Raw genomic sequence first — 22480 nt, 5'->3', positions numbered from 1 at the left:
CCTGGATACCTACCCTAATCAGATTGAAGTTATCACCTCTGAACAGATGATGGATGCCTACTCATCGGTAGGTATGCCTCTCAACTACAGTCACTGGTCCTTTGGTAAACAATTTGTTGAAACAGAACAGAATTACAAACGCGGCCGTATGGGCTTGGCCTATGAGATCGTAATTAACTCTGATCCATGCATATCTTACCTAATGGAAGAGAATACAATGACCATGCAGGCTCTGGTAATCGCGCATGCCTGCTATGGACACAACTCTTTCTTCAAAGGTAACTACCTGTTCCGTACCTGGACAGATGCTTCAGCTATCATTGATTACCTTCTGTTCGCTAAGAGCTATATCAGACGCTGCGAAGAGCGCCATGGCGTTGATGCAGTTGAGGAACTGCTGGATTCCTGTCATGCCTTGATGAGCTATGGTGTTAACCGCTATGTTCGACCACAACCTCTTACTGCCGACGAAGAAAAAGAGCGTCAGCAAGCCCGTGAAGAGTATATCCAACGTCACCTAAATGACCTGTGGAACACTATTCCCAAAAAAGAGGAAGGCAGCGCGCCTATTATCGAACGCTTCCCTAAGGACCCGGAAGAGAACATTCTCTATTTTATTGAGAAAAACGCCCCATTATTGGAACCCTGGCAGCGCGAAATCGTACGCATCGTACGTAAGGTCGCGCAATACTTTTATCCTCAGAAACAAACCCAGGTAATGAATGAGGGCTGGGCTTGTTTCTGGCATTACACCCTGTTACATCAAATGCATGATGAAGGACTGGTAACCGATGGTTTCATGATGGAGTTTCTACACTCTCATACCAGTGTTGTTTACCAGCCTCCGTTTGATAGCCCTTACTTCAGTGGCATCAACCCCTACACTCTGGGTTACAACATGATGCAGGACATCAAACGTATCTGCGTTAATCCAACCGATGAAGATAGGGAATGGTTCCCTGAATTCGCTGGCAAGGATTGGCTGGAAACGCTTGATCATGCGATGCGTAATTACAAGGATGAAAGTTTTATCCTGCAGTATCTCTCCCCGAGCCTAATCCGTGAGTTAAAACTATTCACCATAATGGACAATGCCAACAAACCTAATCTGCAAGTTACCTCCATTCATAATGAAACCGGCTACCGTCAGGTCCGCGAAGATCTGGCCGCACAATACAATCTGGGAAACAGAGAACCCAATATCCAGGTGTATAACGTTGATGTTCGTGGGGACCGTAGCCTGACCCTGCGGCACTACATGCATAATCAACAGCCACTTGGTGATTCTAGCAATGAAGTTTTACGCCATATTCATAGATTGTGGGGGTTTGATGTTCGCCTTGAATCGGTATTACCTGACGGCACTGTGACTAAAAGCTATCACTGCCCGGAACTTTTTCAGGAAGGAGAAACTGAACAATTAATCTAAAACGACTATTTTCTAAATTTATTCTGCCGCTATACTTCCAGACAACGAGTGTTTATAAGAAGGGATAACCATGGATTGCCTGTTTTGTAAGATCATCAATAAAGAGATTCCAGCAGACATCATTTATGAAGATGATCATGTAATTGCGTTTAACGACATCAACCCACAAGCTCCCACCCATGCTCTGATTATTCCCCGTAAGCACATCTCAACGCTTAATGACATTAAAGACGAAGATACCGCTCTGGTTGGCCACATGATTCAGACCGCAGGAAAGATAGCTAAACAGCTAGGGTTTGACGAAACTGGCTACCGAACAGTCTTTAACTGCAACGAACATGGTGGTCAAACCGTTTACCATATTCACCTGCATATACTCGGTGGAAAACCGCTGGGGTGGCCCCCATACCAGGAAACACTTAAAACACCTATAAATTAAAGGGGTCACGACTCAATCAATAACAATTGGCCCTACTCTGGTTAAGTTTTATAATAAGCGCTTAACAATGTGTTATATAAGTTAACATCAACTCGAAACGGATACCTTCTTTAGCATGCTTCAGGACAATCAGCCCCATGCTGATAGCAATCACGGACTGGCTCAGGATGAGACTTCAAGCTTTTCTGCCCCCTATCGGCATAGAGGCTATAAGAAGACATTAAATGCGCTTCGTGATGCGTTACACCAAGACAGTGCTGTTATCCTAAAAGGGGTTGAAGGTACAGGCAAAAGTACTCTGGTTGCTGAGATTATCGGTGAATACCAGCACAAGGGCGTACCTGTTGTTACCTTTGATAAACCTCTTCAGAAGCCAGCACAACTTTATGCTCAGTTGGCTGACAGTCTTTCAGTTCCGAAACAAAAAAAAGATCTAATCCGCGCACTGCGCAACACAAAAGAAGCGGGCCAGTACTGTCTGGTTGTTATTGACCAAGAAGCAATTAATTCCGAAGAAGATGTAGCTGAAGCCCTACAGCAACTCTGTAAAACATCCGAAACAACAGCAGGCGCAATCAAGCTGCTTGTGGTCTGCAAAGACTACCTAGTTATTCACACAGAAGGCACACCACAGGCTGATTTCCATGACTGGATAGCTCAGGAGATCATTCTTGAGCCTCTTCATACGGACGATATCGAAGGTTATATCTACTACCTATGCGCACTAAAAGGAATACAGCCTACACCTTATGAAGTTGGCACAGACTTCATGATGATCGAACAAACAGAAGGGCGTATCAGTCGATTAAAAGCCCTCCTGCTCCCACTGATACACAATGATGTCATCACCCGACATGACATTATGCAACCAGAACGCAACATGCGCCCTCTGGACTCAAAGCACTCGGGACTGTTTGCATTAGGCTTTGCCCTTATTCTGGCTATTGGCGTTGGGCTTAATCATTTTCTCTCCCAACCAGACACCGCTCCAAGCCAAGCAGCACCTAAACAAGAGAGCACCGCTCAGCCTATTTTTGCAGAAGAATCGTCTTCAGCTAAACCTGAGCTAGCAGTCACGCCACCAAGTTTACAACCAGAGAACAGCTCCTCTCCGGATCTTAAACAGGCATCCGAAACGGATACAACCCTTCCGATCCTGAATCCGGAAAGCTCTACAGCTTCTATTGATACTGCTCACGAAGCGATTAAGGCACGCTCTCAGGGCCCAGAAGTTCAACCCCCAGTGGCTCAAGTTCAAGCTCAAAAAGAGCAAGAAACAGTTGCAGATATTGGAGCCCTGCCTGAAGCAGAATTCCAGACGGCTGTTCGTCAAAAACTTGAACTTCTAGAACAGCAACTTGTCGATGCCGTTGCTGAAAACAATCGACTGAAGAAGATGCTAACAACAGCAACCGTTACCCCGCCGTCTTCTACAGCTGAAAAAACACTTGAGCCGGCCCAACCTGATAAGTTCGATCTAGAAGTTATAGCCGCTAGTGGGCAAGACAATAGTAAACAAGACAAGACTGTACAGATTAACGCAGAAGTAACAGTTACTACACAGGAAAAAAGTTCTTTAGAACAGAAAGAGTTAGTCGTAGCATCTGAAGAGATAGCTGTTGCGCAAGAAGAGACAGCAGAAGCTCTACCTCTTCCAGAATCAGTGCCTACCTCCTCTTCTGAACAACCATCCGAGGTAGAAAGCAAAGCATTATCAGCTTTGGACCTGGCTATCCAAACCACCGAAAATTGGCAGCAGGCGTGGCAAAACAAAAACCATGAAGCATACGTTGCCGCGTACGCGGAAGGCTTCAATGGCGCATATAAAACCCATCAACGCTGGCTGAAAAAGCGATATGACGCCCTAAACCGTCCAGAATGGATCAAACTGGAACGGGATGACTTCTTCAACATCCAGCAAAATGACAAACAGGTCAGCATCGATTTCTGGCTGAGTTACGAAGCTTCTTCAGGCTATCGTGACCGAACACTAAAACGCCTTATCTTTGTAGAGGAAAACGGGAGCTGGGTAATCAAGAAAGAGAAAAACTTGCAGGTAAAACCCGGGTTCTAGCGATTTTTTTAGTGCACATTCTGTGGAAAATCCGCAGCGTGTTTGCTGATCCACTCAACTGCAGCTTCTTCTGAGCTTAGTTCCCGCCCCTCGCTCTCTCTGACAGAGTTTCTGTAATCTTCGATATGGCAAACCTGTTCAACCATTCGAACGGCATATGCTGTAGCCAGGTCCGCGAAGCCAATGCCTACAAGGAATCCGTCCCCATTTCGTTTACACCAAACGACATGACCTATTGTTTTGAACGGTGGCTCTTCCAGAAAGATCTCTACTTCAACCGCATCTCCCGGGGACAACAACTGCTCACTCTCACAGGAGAGTCCACCAGCACTGACATCCTGGGTAGTCACATTCTGTATATTATTAGAGTGTTCCTCATTTGAGCGCTCGAACCCGGAACTACATAACTGAATTGGTATCGCTGCTGGATGACGGATAAATCGACGAGGCATCACTACTCCTTCTCATCAACGTTCCTATTAAGTGTAGTCTTAAAACGAACAGGGAGCCTTGTAGGCTCCCTGAAAATGAACAAAAAATCAAAAATAGTCTCTAGTCGTTTTATCAGAATAGACTCAAATCCTATCCTAAAAGGACTAGCCCTTAGCCAACAACTCGCGCAGATCGATAATCGCAGCATTGGCTCTGGAGATATAATTCGCCATAACCAATGAATGGTTAGCAAAAATACCAAACCCTCCACCATTAAGAATCATCGGACTCCAAACAGTTTCCTGAGTCGCCTCCAGCTCTCGAATAATCTGGCGCAGACTCACGCGTGCATTCTTCTTATCCAGAACAGCACCAAAATCATGCTCAACAGCCTTCAAAATATGCAGCAGCGCCCAGGCGGATCCTCTAGCTTCATAAAAGACATCATCAATCTCAAGCCAAGGCGTTTTAACTTCTGAATCCTGTACTGTCTGTGTAGATTGCTCAGCAGAAGGGTCTCCCGCTAAGTCTGTATTCAGACGTTTCTGGCCAACACTGGCACTCAGGCGCTGAGACAAACTACCCAGGCGAGTCTGCACGTCTCCTAACCAGTTATTAAGATTGTCAGCTCGGGTAAAGAACTGCGCTTCAGACTGATTCTTGTCAACCAGCGCCAACTGGTAGCTTTTAAGCGCTTCTAATCCGTCTTTATACTGGGATTCGGACGAAGGTAATAACCAGCTATTTGAATCAAAGTGGAACTGTGGCTCAGCCACAGTTAAAGCGGGATACTCAACCGATTGTGACTGAGAACGGCTGAAGTCTTTCCTCAACGCCCGAGCCATATCACGTACCTGTACTAATACGCCAAACTCCCAGTTACTGATATTGTCCAACCAAACTCCCGGAGGGGCCATATCGTTGCTGATATAACCGCCAGGTTTGTGCAGCAATGTATCCATAAGGTGATGTAGCGTATGTACCGAAGTGAAACCTGGTGTTAACTCGACACCTAGCTCCTCAACCTCAGCCTTAGCGTCAGCTGCAGGATCAAATGCTGATGGAGGGCAGCTCCAATAAACACCCAGTGGGACTGAAATAATAATTACTAGCAGAACGGCACTGATAACCAAACGCCCAGCTTTGCCACCTGGGGCGTTATCCCAAAAATCCAGATACCAGTCTATCAATGATCCCATAACCACTCCTTAAACTCAGATAACACCTGATAATAGAAGAAGCAGCTTAACATACCCTTAGCCTTCCTCAGTAGAGCTGTAATTCAGCATTGCAGTAAATAAAAGGTTTTAAAAAACTGTACGAAAAATGAAAAACAACAAAAAGATAGATATTGCCATTTGGATCAAAGAAAAAGCCGCAGGGGTTTGCTATATTTTGACGATCTGCTTTTTAAAAAGCTTATGGCATTGGAGCCACATAATGCGAAACGATGGGATTAAGCCTCTTAAGCTTCTATTTACCATACTCTCCATTTTGCTTCTCGCAGCACTGGGCGTTTTCAGTGTTGCTATCTGGCAGGATGTTGAAAGCACCCAGTTCAGCAAACTCCATAAACAAAACCAAACGCTAATCAAACAAAGCCAGACATTCCTTACCCAACAAACCCGCCTTGTTGCTAAAACAGTCCAAGCACGCTTTATAGAGAAAAAACTTCAAGGTAACCAGATCCGGAATATTTTTGATTATCTTCTGTCAGCAACAGGGGAGGCTGCTGCATACGCCCTACTCGACACCAAGGGTAAGATGCTCTTAATCCAGGGAGAGATCAGCAGTATCAAACAAGACCAGCAGAAGAGTATTATTAAGCAAGCAATGGCATCCAATACCGCTCAGGTAGGTTATTTGCACCGGGCCGGGCTTCTTGGGCAAAGCTATCTACCTTTTTATATTCCGATTCTGAATGGGAAAAAGAAGCCCATTGCCATCACTGTGGTTTTTTTCCGAGCACAAGGTAAAAATTCGCTGATGAGTCAGTTCGTATCATCAGATGACAATACTATCTGGTTGCTGGGAAACCAGGGTAAAGTAAGAATGACTCACCCTGTGCCAACTGGCTTGGTATCCAATCTCTTTGGTTGGCAACTACCAACAGAGACAATTGAAACAATTCAACAACACCTAAGTCAGGGACGTTCTAATCAAGGGTTGGAACTAGAAATAAGAAACAAAGAGCTACTGGCTAACGCCAGCTACCTCGCAGAATATCAACTGATTGCCCTGAATTCACACCCAAAATCCATGCTCTATGCATCGTGGTTAGAGCGTATACAGCCCGTAGCCATAATTTTTGTCCTGTTTCTGGCAGCAGCTCTATTCACATATCGCATAGCGCTTAGGATCAGTAAGAAGATTTCCGAAGATCGTAATAAAGCAGAAGGCAACGTACATAAGCTATCTAAAGCGATTGAGCAAAGCCCTAACAGTGTAGTTATCACCGACAATCACTGGTGTATAGAATATGCGAACAGTCACTTCAATCTATCTACTGCGACCCCTAATACCGAAAACGACACATCTGGGCATAACATCATTGATTTTCCGCCTTTCAATGTACTAACGGATGACTTGGAAGCAATCAGTAAAGAGATTGAAGTAAGCGGTAACTGGTTTGGCGAACGAAAAACAGATTTTGAAGGTAAGTGGTTTTCCTTCTCTATAAGTCATATCTCAAATCAATCGGATGACATCACCCATTATGTGACAGTAGTTCAGGACATCTCATCCCGTAAGCAGGCAGAAGCTACACTTTACAAACAAGCCAACTTCGATGCGCTAACAGGCTTACCTAACCGCCGTAAAGCACACGAGAACCTGACGGCAAGATTGCAAACAGCCTGGAAAGAACAGAAAAAAGTCGCTGTCCTCTATCTGGATATCGATAATTTTAAAAACGTGAACGATACCTTTGGTCATCATATAGGGGATCAACTTCTGCAGTTGGTATCCGGGCGTCTATTAAAATGCTGTAAAGACCACGCACAGATCTGTCATATCGGGGGGGACGAGTTCCTTATCTATACCTCTTACTCTGATGTCAGCGAAGTGGAAAAGTTTGCTGCTAGAATTCTTTATGATGTACAAATCCCCGTCACCATAGAAAGCAAACAGATCTTTATCTCTACCAGTATAGGCATCTCAAAATACCCAGAAGACAGTAATGATGTAGCCGGCCTGATCAAATTTGCTGATATGGCTCTGTATGAATCTAAAAAGAGCGGCCGTAACCGCCAGAGTTTCTTCAATAAAGAACTTGATCATCGTCTCAAGCGCAGAAACCTGATTGAGATTGAACTTCGTTATGCTCTAGAACGAAACGAAATGTTGATGCATTACCAGAGTAAAAACGACATTAAAACCGGACACATTATGGGTTTTGAAGCATTGATTCGCTGGAACAGTGCAGCCCTCGGCCCTATTGGACCGTTTTCATTTATAGACATAGCTGAAGAAACCGGAATCATTAATGACTTAGGAGAGTTTGCCCTACGCCAGGCTTGCACTGATCTCATTGAGTTTCAGAGGCACTCCGATACCCCGCTCAAGATGGCAGTTAACCTTTCTGTCCGCCAGCTGAGTGACGATAAGATCATCGATATTCTTCGTAACGTAATCAAAGAAACAGGGATTGATCCCAACTACCTAGAACTAGAGATAACTGAAAGCCTGCTGGCGGAAAACCTGGATCTATTACTACCAAGGCTTGAGAAGCTCCTGGAACAGGGAGTGTCCCTTTCCATAGATGATTTCGGAACGGGCTACAGCTCCCTCAGCTATCTTACATCCTTCCCCGTGAGCACCCTTAAAGTCGATAGAGCTTTTGTTAAGGATATGGCTACCAATGAGGGCGATGCTACTCTTGCTCACACCATTATCACCATGGCCCACGCCCTGGGTTTGAAAGTAGTCGCTGAGGGTATTGAAGATGAAACTCAGCTGGGAATGCTGAGAGAATATGGCTGCGATATAGGCCAGGGATACCTATTCAGTAAACCGATTCCTAAACATGAGATGATACATCTTGTGGAAACAGAACATCTGCCAAACAATATGGGTTTACACTAAACCACAAACATCAATAAAAGCGCTCAAAAAAGGAGGGCTTACCCCTCCTACTACAAAATACTTATCCTGTTAAAACCTAGCTAAGAAACCATTACATTGTCAGTTCTGTGGAATCTGAATCCTCTGGATATTGCTTGCGGATGTAATCTAGCTGACCACCTTCTAGCATACTTATGAAGATATCCACCAGACGTTTATCCAGATGACTTCCTGAAATCTTACGTAGCTCTACAACCGCATCCTCCTGTTTCCAGGCTTCCTTATAACTACGTTTAGATACTAAGGCATCAAACACATCAACTACCGCAACAATACGTGCAGCAAGTGGAATCTCATCCCCGCATAATCCCTTAGGGTAACCGCTACCATCGACCTTCTCATGATGGTGAAGAGCAATATCGCGCGCCATATTAAAGAATGTTTTTTCGCCCAAAACACGCGCACCAGCCTCTACATGTTCACGCATTTTGTCCCACTCCTCTTCATTCAGAGGACCTGGCTTATTCAGAATACTGTCTGGAGTAGTGATTTTGCCTACATCATGCATCATGCTGGAGTAGCCTAGACGTCGCACTACTTCGTCTGACAAGCCGATGGCACTCCCTAGCTCCTCGCAATAGGCCTTGACGCGTTTAATGTGATTGCCGGTATCGTTATCTTTGTAATCACAGACTAGGGCAAGCTTGGTAATCGTCTCAACATTAGCATCATAGAGTTCCTGAGTACGTTCCCGAACCCGGTCCTCTAAATAACTATTTAATTCTTTCAGTTCACGGTTCAGTCTCTGCTGCTCTTTATACAAATGGCGGGTACGCAGGTGAGAACCAACACGCGCCTGCAGCTCTTCGTGACTGAATGGTTTGGAAATATAATCACTAGCCCCAGCGGTCAGCAGCTCACACAGCAACTCCTGTTGATCAATCCGGGTGACTACGATGACAGGGACCTGGTCTAGGTCAGAACGGGAACGAATAAGATGGTTAAGCTCAACACCATCCATATTTGGCATTTCAATATCTGTCAAAACCAGATCGATATCGGTGCGTTTCTGAAGTTCTTCCCAAGCTTCGCGGCCATCACGACACAATATGGGCTTACACCCCATCTGCTCAAACATCTGCCCATATAGAGACAGCAGCGCCACACTATCTTCGGCAATCAGTACGTTAAAGCGTTGCCCCACCAAGTGCTGATTAAACTGCATTGTGTCTTTGCGCTGCAGAACATTCTTAACTCGTTCAACCAAAAAGTTCTGGGTACAGTTTTTCAGAATAAAATCGGTAACCCCTGCCTGAAAGCATGTGCGTTTCAGTTCCATGGAACGCATGGAGGAGATAACAATGATAGGAATCAGAATAGATTCGGGTTGAGATTTTATTTTGGTCGCCAATGCTACGCAATCGGTATCAGGTAGTTCAGCCCCCATCAAAATCAGGTTTGGTAACTCGTAATTAAGGGCTTTTACACAACTTTCGCCTGTCTGGTGGAGTTTAACCCGGTAACCCACACTCTCTAAAACTGCTTTATACAGCGTGCGTATCGTCGAACTTCCATCCACCACAAAAATGGTCTGCTGCATATCGTTTCTCCCTACCCAGAAACACACCCACCCTTAACTTAAGCTTACATTTATAACATTTCCCGCCTAAAAACTCCCATTAATTATTCAAAACCCTGTTTGAATTGACTGCAAAAAACTCATGAGAAACCACATTCACTTAGCCATAAGAAAAACTCCGTGTTTCAATTTAATAAGTAGGTAGTGATATATATCACTACCACATAATGCTGCACTGCGTCATAATCAAGCAATATAAGCGGGATACTCTTAATTGAACAAAACAATAAAGAGGAATCCAAATGTTACTTTTTGAAAAGGACCCAGAGGTTTCCATGGTCATTGCAGAGAAGCCACCACTCCACGATCAGTTGGAGTTTTTTATTGAACAGGCTGAAAAAGCACGCGCTATCCGTACCGCCGTAGTACATCCGGTAGATGGAAACAGCCTGATCGGAGCAGTTGAGGCCGCAGAGCATGATCTGATTGTTCCAGTATTAATCGGTCCTGAAAAGAAAATCCGCACAGTTGCAGACGAGCAAAGCCTGGATATCAGCAACTACGAAATCATCAACACTGAGCATAGTCATGCCGCAGCAGAATTAGCTTGCGAAGTGATCAAGCGAGGTGAAGCTGAAGCGCTAATGAAGGGCCACCTGGGTACATCAGAGTTACTGCGAGCGGTAGTACATAAAACCAAAGGTATTCGTACCGAACGTCGCCTCAGCCATGTGTTTGTGTTTGATGTGCCTAATTATCACAAACCATTGGTTATAACTGATGCTGCAATCAACATTGTTCCCGATCTGTTCTGTAAAAAAGATATCACTCAGAACGCAATCGACTTTTGCAAAGCATTAGGGGTTGAAACACCTAAGGTTGCCATCCTATCTGCGGTAGAAAAAGTTAAACCCTATATCCAAAGCACACTGGACGCTGCTGCACTATGCAAGATGGCAGACCGCGAGCAGATCACCGGCGGCCTTCTGGATGGTCCTCTGGCATTTGATAATGCGATCTCTCAGCAAGCGGCTATAGACAAGCATATTGTTTCAGAAGTATCTGGTGATGCAGATATCCTGCTAGCTCCAGACCTGGAAGCTGCCAATATGATTGCTAAACAGCTGATCTACCTTGCGAATGCAAAGTCTGCGGGTATCGCACTGGGTGCCAAAGTACCGATCATTCTGACAAGCCGCGCAGAAAAAACATTAGGCCGTTTGGCCTCCTGCGCCCTGGCATCCCATATGGTTCATCACAAGTAAGAATTTTATAAGTAATAACGATGCAGACAATACTGACAGTAAACGGTGGTTCCTCCAGCCTGAAATGTGCCCTTTTCCACCTTCAGGGTGAAAACTTAGAGCTGTTATTCAACTTTAAGATGGGCAATATTCTGGGCGAGGCACGTTTTAAAGTTACCGATACTGAAGGCAAAAAACTGGAAGAGAGTGAGCCAGACTATAGTTCGGTTGCGGCTACTGAACGCCATCAGGCCTGTCTGCAGACTATTTTGGCATGGCTGGAAAAACACCTCCCGGAAAATCAGCTCTCTGCTATAGGACACCGTGTCGTTCATGGTGGAGCCACATTCAGCGAACCGGTGTTGATCTGTGATGAGAACATGCAGCAGTTGCAGGAATTTATTCCTCTGGCTCCGCTACATCAGCCCTATAACCTAAAGCTGATTCAGGCCTGTCGCAATCTGGCACCCACTCTTCCTCAGGTTGCCTGTTTCGATACTATGTTCCATGCTCAGCAACCCAAAGTGGAACAAAACTATGCCCTACCTAGAAAGCTCACTGTAGAAGGTGTTCACCGCTACGGGTTCCACGGCCTCTCCTATGAATTTATTCAGCGCCAGCTTCTTAAGAACGAATCGGCTGGAAAACTGAACACCGTAGTCTGCCATCTGGGCGCCGGCGCCAGCATGTGTGCTATTAAAGAGGGACAGTCCATCGCCTCATCCATGGGGTTTACCGCTGTAGATGGCCTGCCGATGGGCAGTCGCTGCGGTAATATAGATCCGGGTGTACTACTTTATCTACAACGCCACTACGATATGGATACAGATGCACTTGAAGCGCTAATCTACAAACAGAGCGGCTGGCTGGGTGTTTCCGGTATCAGTTCCGATATGCTGGAACTACATCAAGCCGACCAACCTGAAGCGGAAGAAGCCATTGATATGTTCTGCTACCGTGCTGCACTTGAAATAGGGCGTCTCTCTGCAGCCCTGCAAGGTTTAGAACAGTTGGTGTTTACTGGTGGCGTGGGTGAGAACGATGCAGATGTGCGTCAGCGTATACTTAAACGCTGCGAATGGTTAGGTATTCAGTTTAGTGAACAAGCTAACCAGCAAGCAGAACAGGTGATCAGCAGCGCAGATTCAAATGTCACTGTCCGTGTTATTCCAACTAACGAAGAATCGATGATCGCCACACACGTGGTTGAAGTGACAAACTAATCTATTCCGGGGCAGATTCTAATCTGCCCCTACTCTCCCCCAATAATCCAAAAACATCCGTAAAGATTCTGTGCAGATATTCCTGTTGTCAGACCGAAAAACTGATATCTTTTCAGGTTAAAATTAACTCTGTAAAAAAGCCGGGATTTACTGGTACAGTCACTCTTTAACTTGGGATTTCCTTATGCCGTTACAGCTGAATTGCGACCTAGGAGAAAGCTTCGGCTCTTGGAAAATGGGGCTGGATGAAGCGGTCATGCCGCATATTGATCAGGCTAATATCGCTTGTGGCTTTCATGCGGGTGATCCACTGATAATACAGAGAACTCTGGAACTGGCAAAACAAAACAACGTAACAGTTGGCGCACACCCAGGTTACCCAGATCTGGTAGGCTTCGGCCGTCGTAGCATCAAGACCAGCACCGCTGAGTTGAAAGCGATGCTGCTTTACCAGATCGCAGCAATGGATGGCATGGCAGCTTCTTCAGGTTTAACCCTTGAATACGTAAAACCCCACGGTGCAATGTACAACGATATGATGGCTGATGTTGGTTTACGCAAAACCATCATGGAGGCTATCGCAGACTACCACCGGCCTCTGATTCTTATGTTACAGAGCACACCACAAGCGGATCTTCATGAGCAGGAAGCCAAAGATGCTGGCATAACTCTGTGGCATGAGATCTTTGCTGATCGCTGCTACGCTGACGATGGAAAACTGCTGTCCCGTACGTTAGATGGCGCGGTTCACTGCAAAGAGAAGATGCTGGCTCAGGTTAAACAACTACAAGAACAAGGCACTATCACAACAGTTAATGGCAACACATTGCAACTACGTGCAGATACCCTATGTGTGCATGGCGACAATATGGATGGGGTTAATGCAATCCAACAGATTCGCCAGTTGATCCAGTAATGCGTATAGAAATCGCGGGTGAGAACGCCCTGATCATCTATTTCGGAGATAAGGCAGACCCACTCACATCAGCCAAAGTTCAGCAGGCGGTCACAGTTCTAGAAACAGAGCTTGCTGATAAGCTTATCGACATGGTGCCCTCTTACGCCTCCCTCCTAGTTATCTACGACATGCTGGTCTGTGACCATCTGGAGATCTTCAGCCAGATACGCAAACTACTCTGCCAGCTGGAGAATACAGAAGAAACTGAAGGTACACTGGTCACTCTGCCCGCATACTACAGTACCAAATCTGGACCTGATCTGGAGGCACTGGCCCAGCGTGCTCACCTCAGCGTAGAGGAAGTAATCCAGATCCATAGTGAAATGGAGTATCGCGTATACGCTATTGGCTTTGCTCCGGGGTTTGCCTATCTGGGTGAAGTTGATCCACGTATCGCAACTCCCCGCCTCTCCACACCCAGACTAAAAGTTCCCAAAGGGGCTGTAGCTATCGCTGATCGGCAAACCGCTGTTTATCCAGCCGTTTCACCGGGTGGATGGAACCTGATCGCACTTTGCCCAACACCCATGTTTACCCCGGATAAAGTACCAAACATGCCGGTTAAAGTAGGTGATCGTATCCGCTTTCAACCGATCAGCCGTGAGCGATATCTGGAACTTGGTGGTGAACTTGTGGAGGTGGGTTGTGACTGAAAATAAGAGCGGTTTTAAAGTTCTCCAGCCTGGACTACTCACGTTGATTCAGGATGCTGGCCGTTATGGCCATCATCGCATCGGTTTAACCACTGGCGGCCCCCTGGATGCTCAAGCCTTTAAATGGGCCAACCGTCTGTTAGGTAATAATTTAAACAGCACCACACTAGAGATCAGCATAGGCGGCCTAGTGCTTGAAGCGGAAGTTGATACCTATATGGTACTAACCGGAGCTGAGATGCCACTTAAGATAAACGGCATCGAACGGGATCGCTGGCACGCTCACCGCATCCAACAGGGTGATCGCATAGAGCTGGGATTCGCCACTCAGGGGGCACGTGCCTATCTGGGAGTGGTTGGAGGCTTCCAGATCGAACCAAGTTTTTCCAGCAGTGCTACTGTCACTCGTGAAGGCATCGGCGGTCTGGATGGAGGTAAACTTCAGCAGGGAGATTACCTGTATTGCGCTGAGATTAAATCTGCTCAGGTTTATCGTCTACCGGAACAACATCGCCCTCAATACAACGATAATATCAGTCTGCGCGTTATCACCGGTTACCAGCAGGATAGTTTTAGTGGTTTCGAGAAACGCATGTTCTTCAGCAGTGAATATTCAGTCACTGACCGCGCTGATCGTATGGGTTACCGCCTTTCTGGTCCGCAAGTCAAAGCCTCAATAGATGGTATCCTGTCTGAAGGCATCTGCCATGGAGCGATTCAGATCCCTGCGGATGGGCAACCTATTGTACTGCTGAACGACCGCCAGACCATCGGTGGTTATCCTAAAATCGGCTCGATGATTTCACTGGATACAGCGCGGATGGCACAGCTATTACCCGGAGCCAAAGTACACTTTGAAGAGATCACAATCGACGATGCTCACAACCTGCACTGCCTGGCCCACATGAAGTTTGAGCGCACCAAACCTGAAGAAGTTTGAAGCTGGGAAGAAGCTAACTACGATGCGAGGAGCATAGCAGGATGCGCTTCCCTTCTGTTACTTAGCCTTACGAGCAGTTTTTTTCTTAGCGCCAGAAGCCTTCTTCTTTTTCTTACTACTCGCTGCTTTACCAGAAGCTTTAACCTTTTTAGGACCTTTGTAATGTCCGGCTAATTCCTTAATAAACTTACGCTGGAAACGAGTTTTAAGGTAACGCTCGATGGAGGACATCAGATTCCATTCAGGTGGATCGATCAAAGAGATCGCCTGACCGGTAGCACCGGCACGCCCTGTTCGGCCAATACGATGTAAGTAAACATCGCCCTTACGAGGCATCTCTACGTTGATCACCAGATCAACACCTTCCACATCCAAGCCTCGTGAAGCCAGATCGGTTGTTACCAACACATCGGTTGTGCCTTTACGGAAACCTTCGATGGTGGCAAAGCGGCCTTTCTGTTGCACATCACCATGCAACAGTGCCGCTTTAAACTTGTGATAACGCAGGAAACCATCCAGACGTTTTGCCTGGGTTTTACTGTTACTGAAAACAATAGCTTTCTTATAGTTCTCATTCTGCAATAACCAACAGAGCTGTTTATCTTTGTGAGCAGGATCATCGGAAAGCAAGATAAACTGCTGAATACCCTCGGCAGCTTCACGTTTCTGCCCAATTTTAATCCACTCAGCTTCCTGTAATACGCTGGCTGCAAGCGATCGGATAGAGGTAGGAAGAGTCGCGGACACCAGCAAAGTCTGGCGGATCTCTGGTGCGCCAGAAACTATCTGGTCCATGCTCTCTTTAAAGCCCGCTTCAAGCATACGGTCGGCTTCATCCAGCACTAGATAATCCAGACTATCCAGTTCAAGGGAGTTATTTTCCAGATGAGGAATTAAGCGACCGGGAGTAGCAACCACCAGATCAGCCTTTGCCAGTTTCTTCTCCTGAGCCTTAAAATCCTCACCACCGACAATGGAGGCCACTTCAAGATCAAGACCTTCGGTTAGGCTTACAAACTGGCGCTGTACCTGCTCCACTAGCTCTCGAACAGGAACCAACACCAATGCTCTTGATTGACGCGCAGGAGACTTCTGCCCAATTAACCCCTGAACAATAGGAATAAGATACGCCGCTGTCTTACCACTGCCTGTAGGTGCACTGATCAGCAGGTCCTGACCTTCCAGCAGAAGTGACACTGCCTTCTGTTGTACCTCGGTAGGTTCGGTAAAACCCAGTGTTTGAAGGTTTTTTTCCAGTTGTGGGTCAATGGCAATATCAGGAAACATGGAAGATCCAGCGTAATATATGGGAAGTGTCGGATGTATGTCCCAACCAATACAGATCAGAGATACAGAAGAATACGCATCTTACTTAAAAGAACCTGTAAATCATATAGATTGACGACGAATTCAATGTTTAACTGATGAGTTGTTCCGACAAGCAGAACCGAGATATGGAAGAGAAAAAAGTATCTGCTTGTTATACTCCCCCAAAAATTCAAGCTACATAGGCGTTATAGGCATGACGAATAAAGAAGCAGCAGTACAACTCTACAAAATGGCTGACGATTTTATCAATCTAGCGAACGAGATGGTCACAGAAAAAAATGCAGACCTACAAAATGTTGGCTCCGCTTTACGTTATGCATCAGCCCGCTTCACAGCTCACGAAACAGCTTATAACTCAAAGGACATAGCTGCTGAGAAAGAGGAAGCGATCAAATGGTTTTTAAACCAATACTCTGAGATGTTAGAAGAAAATTTCGATCAGCATATTGAGCATTATGCTAAGTTGGCTGCGGAAAGCCATTGATTTTTCTACCTCAAAGGTCCAGATCTGATCTGGACCTTTAAGAAATAACTGCTATTCCCCCTGACTAACTAGAACGCTGCCTTACTGCCTCAAACAGACATATCCCCGTTGCAACCGACACATTCAGGCTACTCACTTCTCCTGCCATCGGGATCTTCACTAGTTGGTCACAGTTTTCGCGGGTCAGACGACGCATGCCCTGCCCTTCGGCTCCCATTACCAAAGCCATAGGACCGGTTAGATTTGCTTGGTAGATATCCAGATCTGTTTCACCCGCTGTGCCAGTAATCCAGATTCCTCGCTCCTGCAGGCTTTTCAAAGTGCGAGCCAGATTGGTTACTAACACATAAGGAACAGCCTCAGCCGCTCCACAAGCCACTTTTGCTGCAGTTGCATTCAGAGGTGCCGATTTATCCTTAGGCGCAATAACCGCCTGTACGCCTGCGGCATCTGCGGTACGTAGGCAAGCTCCCAAGTTATGTGGATCTGTTACACCATCCAGCACGAGCAGGAATGGGTTCTCGTCCAAATTATCCAGCAGTTGATCAAGAAACTTTTCGTTATGGGTTTGAATCGGTTTACATAGAGCTACGACACCCTGATGAACAGAGCCGCCCACCAGCTCTTCCAGATCCCGTTTAGCTACCTGCTCTACCTGGATTTTTTGCTGCAAAGCCGCTTCTATAAGGCGCTGCATCTTGGCATCATGCCGCCCTTTCATCACCAGAATGCGCTGGATACGTTCAGCATCTCGTTTTAATGCTGTATTAACCGCGTGTATACCAAACAGGTGCTCGTATTTCATCTCAGCGAACTCCTATCCAGTCGCCGGCTTGTTCCTGGACCAGTGTTGCCAATAGACCAATAAAACCCGGTTCCGCATTTAACGCAGGAATGTAGTTATAGGATTCACCACCCGCTTCCATAAATACATCTCTGTTCTCAATGGCGATCTCTTCCAAAGTTTCCAGACAATCAGCGGAGAAGGCAGGACAGGCGATCTGCAGACTCTTCACCCCTTTATCAGGTAAAGATTCTAACGTCTTATCTGTATAAGGCTGCATCCACTCCGCAGGGCCAAAGCGGGATTGGAAAGTTGTCATCCACTCTGTATCTGCCAACCCCAGTTTTTCTGCTAGTAACTCTGATGTCTTGTGACATTGCTCTGGATACGGGTCACCCTTGTCATAGTACTCTTTCGGAATACCGTGATAGGAAAGAATCAGCTTATCTGCGCTACCTTTGTCAGTACGATACTGACCAATCTGGTCAGCCAATACAGAGATATATTCGGGATGGGCGTAATAGGAGTTCAGAATACGAATATCTAATACCTTACGCTGTTTAAGCTGGAACTTAGCCACCTGATCGTAAACAGGGGCTGTAGTAGTCGCTGAATACTGCGGGTACAGAGGCATGAGCAGTATCTTTTCATAGCCGCTGTCGGATAACTTCTGCAAACGAGCAGTTAAGCCTGGTTTGCCATAGGTCATGGCAGAGAACACATCAGGCGCATTCTCACCATAGTCCTGTTGCAACATCAGGTGCAGTTCCGCCACTTGCTTATCCAGAATCTTGCGCATTGGGGAATCATCTTCCCAGATGCTGGCATAGGCTTTAGCAACTTTAGAAGGTCTAACATTAAGAATGATGCCATTAAGCACAGACAACCATAATAGACGTCTTAGGCCTTTTCCTTCCACAACGCGTCTGTCGGAAAGAAACTCTTTTAAGTAACGTCTAACTGCTCCTGCTTCCGCTTTATCCGGGGTACCCAAATTAACCAGTACTACTGCTGTTTTGCCCGTTTCAGTCATTCAAATATATTCCTTCTGCTAAGCTGCCCATTATCGCGGAACTGAGGGTAAATGCACAGTTTAGAGGCACAAAAAAACCGTACCCATTGGGTACGGTTTTTCAAAAGTTTCAGATCAGTTAAAGCTTATGCTTTATCCAGACCTGCGAATACAGCGTCGCGGATATCTTCTACAGAGCCAACGCCTGGTACGTAAACGTACGCTGGAGCAGCTGCTGCATCTTCTTCAGCCCAGCCTTTGTAGTAAGTGATCAGTGGAGCAGTCTGGTCATGGTAAACTTTCAGACGGTCACGTACAGTCTCTTCTGCATCGTCAGCACGCTGAACAAGATCTTCACCTGTTACGTCGTCTTTACCTTCAACCTTAGGTGGATTGAATACAACGTGGTAAGTACGGCCAGAACCTGGGTGGACACGACGGCCAGCCATACGCTTAACGATCTCTTCGTCAGCAACATCAATCTCAGCTACCGCATCAATTTTAACACCAGCATCTTTCAGAGCATCAGCCTGAGGGATAGTACGTGGGAAGCCGTCAAACAGGAAACCATTTGCACAATCAGCTTCAGCAATACGCTCTTTAACCAGACCGATGATAATTTCGTCGGAAACCAGCTGGCCCGCATCCATAACTTCTTTAGCTTTCACGCCCAGTGGGGTACCCGCTTTAACTGCAGCACGCAGCATATCACCAGTAGAGATCTGTGGGATGCCGTACTTTTCACAAATGTACTGTGCCTGAGTACCTTTACCTGCGCCTGGTGCGCCCAGAAGGATAATACGCATACAGGAGACTCCTAATTAAAAGTTTATAAAATTAAAAAACATGGCTTTTCTGATCAGGCTGGTCTGACAGCAGTATCAGAAAAGCAAAATTCTGTTACAAAAATAGTAATGCCGGACGATACCATGCTACCCAAGCCGAACAATTCGACATTAGCACTACCAATACACCACTTAAGTCCGGCCTAGCTATTTTAAGGACAATCGAGACTACGCTAAATCACACACCCAGTTCAAGCACCATTTAGGCTAACCTGGGTGTGTAGCTTATAGCTTTTTGACTAACCTGTATTACGCATACCTGCGGAAATACCGGCCATTGTCACCATCAACGCCTGCTCCAGACGTTGGTCCGGCTGGTTACGGTCACGATGCAAAAGCTCTGCCTGCAGGAAGTGTAACGGGTCGATATAGGGGTTACGCACATCGATCGACTGGCGAATCACGGGATTAGCTGCCAGCAATCCTTCCTGATCTTTGATCTCATTGATCAGATCAAACATATCAGATAGACGGCCACGCAGACTGGCGCCCAGAATGCCTAACTCCTGTGATACCAGACGCTCATCGTAATAGGCTGACAGATTGGTATCACTTTTCGCTAATACCATCTCCAACATATCGATCGTGGAACGGAAGAACGGCCACTGCTGATACATCTGCTTAACCAGCGGAGCGCTGCTATTTTGCAAAGCCTCTCCCAGCGCCCGGTCGCTACCCAACCATGCAGGTAGCATTAAGCGGATCTGAGTCCAGGCAAAGATCCACGGAATAGCACGCAGGCTTTCCACACCGCCATCCTGACGACGTTTAGCCGGACGTGAGCCCAACGGCAGTTTAGCCAGCTCCTGTTCCGGAGTCGCAGCACGGAAGTACGGTACAAACATGGGGTCTTCACGCACGATGGCGCGATATTCAGTAAGGCTACGCGCAGTCATGCTATCCATCTGGCTACGCCACGATTCCTCAGGTCCAGGAGCAGGACTTAGGGTCGCTTCCAATACAGCCCCGGTACAGAGTTCAAGGTTACGTACAGCCAGATCAGGCATGCCGTATTTAAAGCGGATCATTTCGCCCTGCTCAGTCAGGCGCAGGCTATGATCTACAGATCCAGGTGGCTGCGCCAAAATAGCAGTATGGCTTGGACCGCCACCACGGCCTACAGTACCCCCACGACCATGGAACAGTGTCAGGTGAACATCATGTTCTTTGCAGAGCTTGGTCAGCCCTTCCTGAGCTCTAAACTGGCCCCAGGCTGCAGCTAACTGGCCTGCATCTTTGGAAGAATCGGAATAACCGATCATCACTTCCTGGTGACCCTGCGTATAGGCCTTGTACCAATCCACTGATAGCAGTGCATCAATACAATCACGGGCGTTATCCAGATCGTTCAAGGTCTCAAACAGCGGTACTACCCGCATATTGTGGTCGATCCCCATCTCACGCAGGAGCAGTATCACCGCTAATACATCGGAAGGCTGACTTGCCATAGAGATCACATAGGAACCCAAGGCACTCTGCTCCGCATTAGCTACAACACGACAAGTATCGATAACTTCCTGCACTTCCGCCGAAGGCTCCCAGCCATTTGGTAGCAGTGGACGGCGACTTTGCAGTTCCTTTAGAAGGAAGCTCTGACGACCTTCTTCACTCCAACCATTGTAGGAACCTAAGCCATAAAACTGGGAAAGCTCTTCAAACACCTGAGCATGTCGATCTGAACTTTGACGTATATCCAACTTCACCAATGTCAGGCCGAAACAAGCGATACGACGAATAATATCTTCCAGTGCACTCTCCGCGATCACTTCCATACCACACTCACGTAGGGAGCGATGACAAAGCATCAGCGGTTCGAGTAACTCATCGTCACGCACATAAACCGGCTCATCTGATGGAATATCTCCACGTAACTGGGCATGTACCCAGTTTTTAGTCGCTTTAAGACGATTTCGAACTTCGCTAAGTAGCTGACGATAGGGTTCTGCACAATCCCCCACCCGCTCTCTCAGCTCTTTACTCGCCTTATACATTGAAAGCTCAGCGCGTAGTTCATCCACATCATTCAGATAGAGATCGGCTGCCATCCAGCGGGAAAGCAGTAAAACTTCCTCAGTGACTTTTGCGGTCACATTCGGGTTACCATCACGGTCACCACCCATCCAGGATGCAAAGCGGATCGGCGAACAATCCAGAGGCAGGTTTTCTCCCAGCGTTTCGTTCAACTGAGCATCAATACGGCGTAAAAACTTAGGTACAGCCGTCCACAGGGAATTTTCTATTACGGCAAAGCCCCATTTGGCTTCGTCCACTGGTGTAGGGCGTTGCTTACGGATCTCATCGGTATGCCAGATCTGGCGGATTAGCTCATCCAGACGGTGTTGCGCTTCGCTCTCACCGCGATCAAGGCGGCGCAGACAATCGGCAATATCATCGTATTTTTGGATAAGAGTACGGCGGTTTACTTCGGTAGGGTGTGCTGTGAGCACCAGATCGATATGGGTCTTGCTCAGCGCTTCGGATATCTGTTGCGGGGAAAAGCCTTTCTGGCGAAGCTGAGCAAACAGAGTACAAAGGGAATCAGGCGTGCAAACATCGGTCACTTCAAGGTGACGACGCACCCGGTGGTGTTCCTCTGCGATATTGGCCAGATTGAGGAACTGAGTGAATGCACGGGCCAACGGCAAAACATCATCTTCACCGAGATCCTGCAAAGCCTGAAGTAGTTCTTCATGCTCCGGCTGTTCTTCATTACGTCCCTCTTTTGCTAGCTTGCGGACGTTTTCTATCTTCTCTAGAAATTCGGAGCCGAGGTGAGATTCAATGGTCTCCCCCAGACTTTTACCCAACATTCGAACATCATCACGTAACGCTTCGTGCAGATCGGTCATCTATCCCTCCTGACGTAGAACACAAGATGTGGTTTATCTCGATGCTACCCCATTAAAGGAATAAAAATACAGTGATTTCAGTGAATTAATAGTCGTACAAGTAGCGCTATAGCCCTTTAGCTTTGGCCTGATCCCAGAACGCAT

The 22480-nt window shown here is 46.7% G+C and carries 18 protein-coding genes; 10 read left to right on the top strand and 8 right to left on the bottom strand.

Annotated features, from left to right (window positions below):
• From GY843_RS16805 to GY843_RS16795, 3 genes are all read left to right on the top strand, one after another.
• The coding region (locus GY843_RS16805; RefSeq protein ID WP_297311285.1) for a SpoVR family protein at positions 1-1429 on the top strand (1429 nt) is incomplete at its 5' end.
• 70 nt (positions 1430-1499) lie between these two features.
• Positions 1500-1868, top strand: a complete 369-nt coding sequence (locus tag GY843_RS16800) for a histidine triad nucleotide-binding protein (RefSeq protein ID WP_297311283.1) — start codon at positions 1500-1502, stop codon at positions 1866-1868.
• A 115-nt stretch (positions 1869-1983) separates the two neighbouring features.
• Positions 1984-3942, top strand: a complete 1959-nt coding sequence (locus tag GY843_RS16795; RefSeq protein WP_297311281.1) for an AAA family ATPase — start codon at positions 1984-1986, stop codon at positions 3940-3942.
• A gap of 8 nt (positions 3943-3950) precedes the next feature.
• Here GY843_RS16795 and GY843_RS16790 read toward each other — a convergent pair whose 3' ends face one another.
• Positions 3951-4394: a PilZ domain-containing protein gene (locus GY843_RS16790; protein WP_297311279.1), complete on the bottom strand. Its 444-nt coding sequence runs from the start codon at positions 4392-4394 to the stop codon at positions 3951-3953.
• 144 nt (positions 4395-4538) lie between these two features.
• Positions 4539-5573 (bottom strand): DUF2333 family protein, encoded by a 1035-nt coding sequence (locus GY843_RS16785; protein WP_297311277.1) that lies wholly within the window; start codon positions 5571-5573, stop codon positions 4539-4541.
• A 241-nt stretch (positions 5574-5814) separates the two neighbouring features.
• Between GY843_RS16785 and GY843_RS16780 the strand changes: the two genes are divergently transcribed.
• Positions 5815-8457 carry a bifunctional diguanylate cyclase/phosphodiesterase gene (locus GY843_RS16780; protein ID WP_297311275.1) on the top strand — a complete coding sequence of 881 codons (2643 nt, stop codon included), beginning with the start codon at positions 5815-5817 and terminating at the stop codon, positions 8455-8457.
• A 91-nt stretch (positions 8458-8548) separates the two neighbouring features.
• Here GY843_RS16780 and GY843_RS16775 read toward each other — a convergent pair whose 3' ends face one another.
• Positions 8549-10036: a response regulator gene (locus GY843_RS16775; RefSeq protein ID WP_297311273.1), complete on the bottom strand. Its 1488-nt coding sequence runs from the start codon at positions 10034-10036 to the stop codon at positions 8549-8551.
• A gap of 281 nt (positions 10037-10317) precedes the next feature.
• Between GY843_RS16775 and GY843_RS16770 the strand changes: the two genes are divergently transcribed.
• The 5 genes from GY843_RS16770 to GY843_RS16750 all read left to right on the top strand — a co-directional run bounded on the left by GY843_RS16770 (position 10318) and on the right by GY843_RS16750 (position 15033).
• Positions 10318-11280, top strand: coding sequence for a bifunctional enoyl-CoA hydratase/phosphate acetyltransferase (locus GY843_RS16770; RefSeq protein ID WP_297311271.1), 963 nt, complete (start codon positions 10318-10320; stop codon positions 11278-11280).
• Positions 11281-11300: 20 nt separating this feature from the next.
• The gene (locus GY843_RS16765) at positions 11301-12482 is read left to right on the top strand and encodes an acetate/propionate family kinase (RefSeq protein ID WP_297311269.1); all 1182 of its coding nucleotides are present in this window, start codon (positions 11301-11303) and stop codon (positions 12480-12482) included.
• A gap of 184 nt (positions 12483-12666) precedes the next feature.
• Positions 12667-13398: a 5-oxoprolinase subunit PxpA gene (locus GY843_RS16760; RefSeq protein WP_297311267.1), complete on the top strand. Its 732-nt coding sequence runs from the start codon at positions 12667-12669 to the stop codon at positions 13396-13398.
• Positions 13398-14093 carry a 5-oxoprolinase subunit PxpB gene (pxpB, locus tag GY843_RS16755; RefSeq protein ID WP_297311265.1) on the top strand — a complete coding sequence of 232 codons (696 nt, stop codon included), beginning with the start codon at positions 13398-13400 and terminating at the stop codon, positions 14091-14093. The genes GY843_RS16760 and pxpB overlap by 1 nt, the downstream gene beginning before the upstream one ends.
• The gene (locus GY843_RS16750; protein WP_297311262.1) at positions 14086-15033 is read left to right on the top strand and encodes a biotin-dependent carboxyltransferase family protein; all 948 of its coding nucleotides are present in this window, start codon (positions 14086-14088) and stop codon (positions 15031-15033) included. Before pxpB ends, GY843_RS16750 begins: the two co-directional genes overlap by 8 nt.
• Before the next feature lie 57 nt (positions 15034-15090).
• Here GY843_RS16750 and GY843_RS16745 read toward each other — a convergent pair whose 3' ends face one another.
• Positions 15091-16320 carry a DEAD/DEAH box helicase gene (locus tag GY843_RS16745; RefSeq protein ID WP_297311261.1) on the bottom strand — a complete coding sequence of 410 codons (1230 nt, stop codon included), beginning with the start codon at positions 16318-16320 and terminating at the stop codon, positions 15091-15093.
• 235 nt (positions 16321-16555) lie between these two features.
• Between GY843_RS16745 and GY843_RS16740 the strand changes: the two genes are divergently transcribed.
• On the top strand, positions 16556-16846 hold the full coding sequence (locus tag GY843_RS16740) for a DUF3144 domain-containing protein (protein ID WP_297311260.1): 291 nt from the start codon (positions 16556-16558) through the stop codon (positions 16844-16846).
• Between the two features lie 64 nt (positions 16847-16910).
• Here GY843_RS16740 and rlmB read toward each other — a convergent pair whose 3' ends face one another.
• The 4 genes from rlmB to ppc all read right to left on the bottom strand — a co-directional run bounded on the left by rlmB (position 16911) and on the right by ppc (position 22336).
• A complete protein-coding gene (gene rlmB / locus GY843_RS16735; protein WP_297311259.1) occupies positions 16911-17651 on the bottom strand; it encodes a 23S rRNA (guanosine(2251)-2'-O)-methyltransferase RlmB in 741 nt (246 codons plus the stop codon).
• Between the two features lies 1 nt (position 17652).
• Positions 17653-18663 (bottom strand): ferrochelatase, encoded by a 1011-nt coding sequence (gene hemH, locus GY843_RS16730; protein ID WP_297311258.1) that lies wholly within the window; start codon positions 18661-18663, stop codon positions 17653-17655.
• A gap of 125 nt (positions 18664-18788) precedes the next feature.
• The gene (adk, locus tag GY843_RS16725) at positions 18789-19448 is read right to left on the bottom strand and encodes an adenylate kinase (protein WP_297311257.1); all 660 of its coding nucleotides are present in this window, start codon (positions 19446-19448) and stop codon (positions 18789-18791) included.
• Between the two features lie 278 nt (positions 19449-19726).
• Positions 19727-22336 carry a phosphoenolpyruvate carboxylase gene (gene ppc / locus GY843_RS16720; RefSeq protein WP_297311256.1) on the bottom strand — a complete coding sequence of 870 codons (2610 nt, stop codon included), beginning with the start codon at positions 22334-22336 and terminating at the stop codon, positions 19727-19729.
• Between the last annotated feature and the right edge of the window lie 144 nt (positions 22337-22480).

This window comes from Neptuniibacter sp. (assembly GCF_024231755.1).
GTDB lineage: Bacteria > Pseudomonadota > Gammaproteobacteria > Pseudomonadales > Balneatricaceae > Neptuniibacter.
Note: the sequence above shows the minus strand (reverse complement) of the source record. Positions and strands in the feature narration are given on the sequence as shown.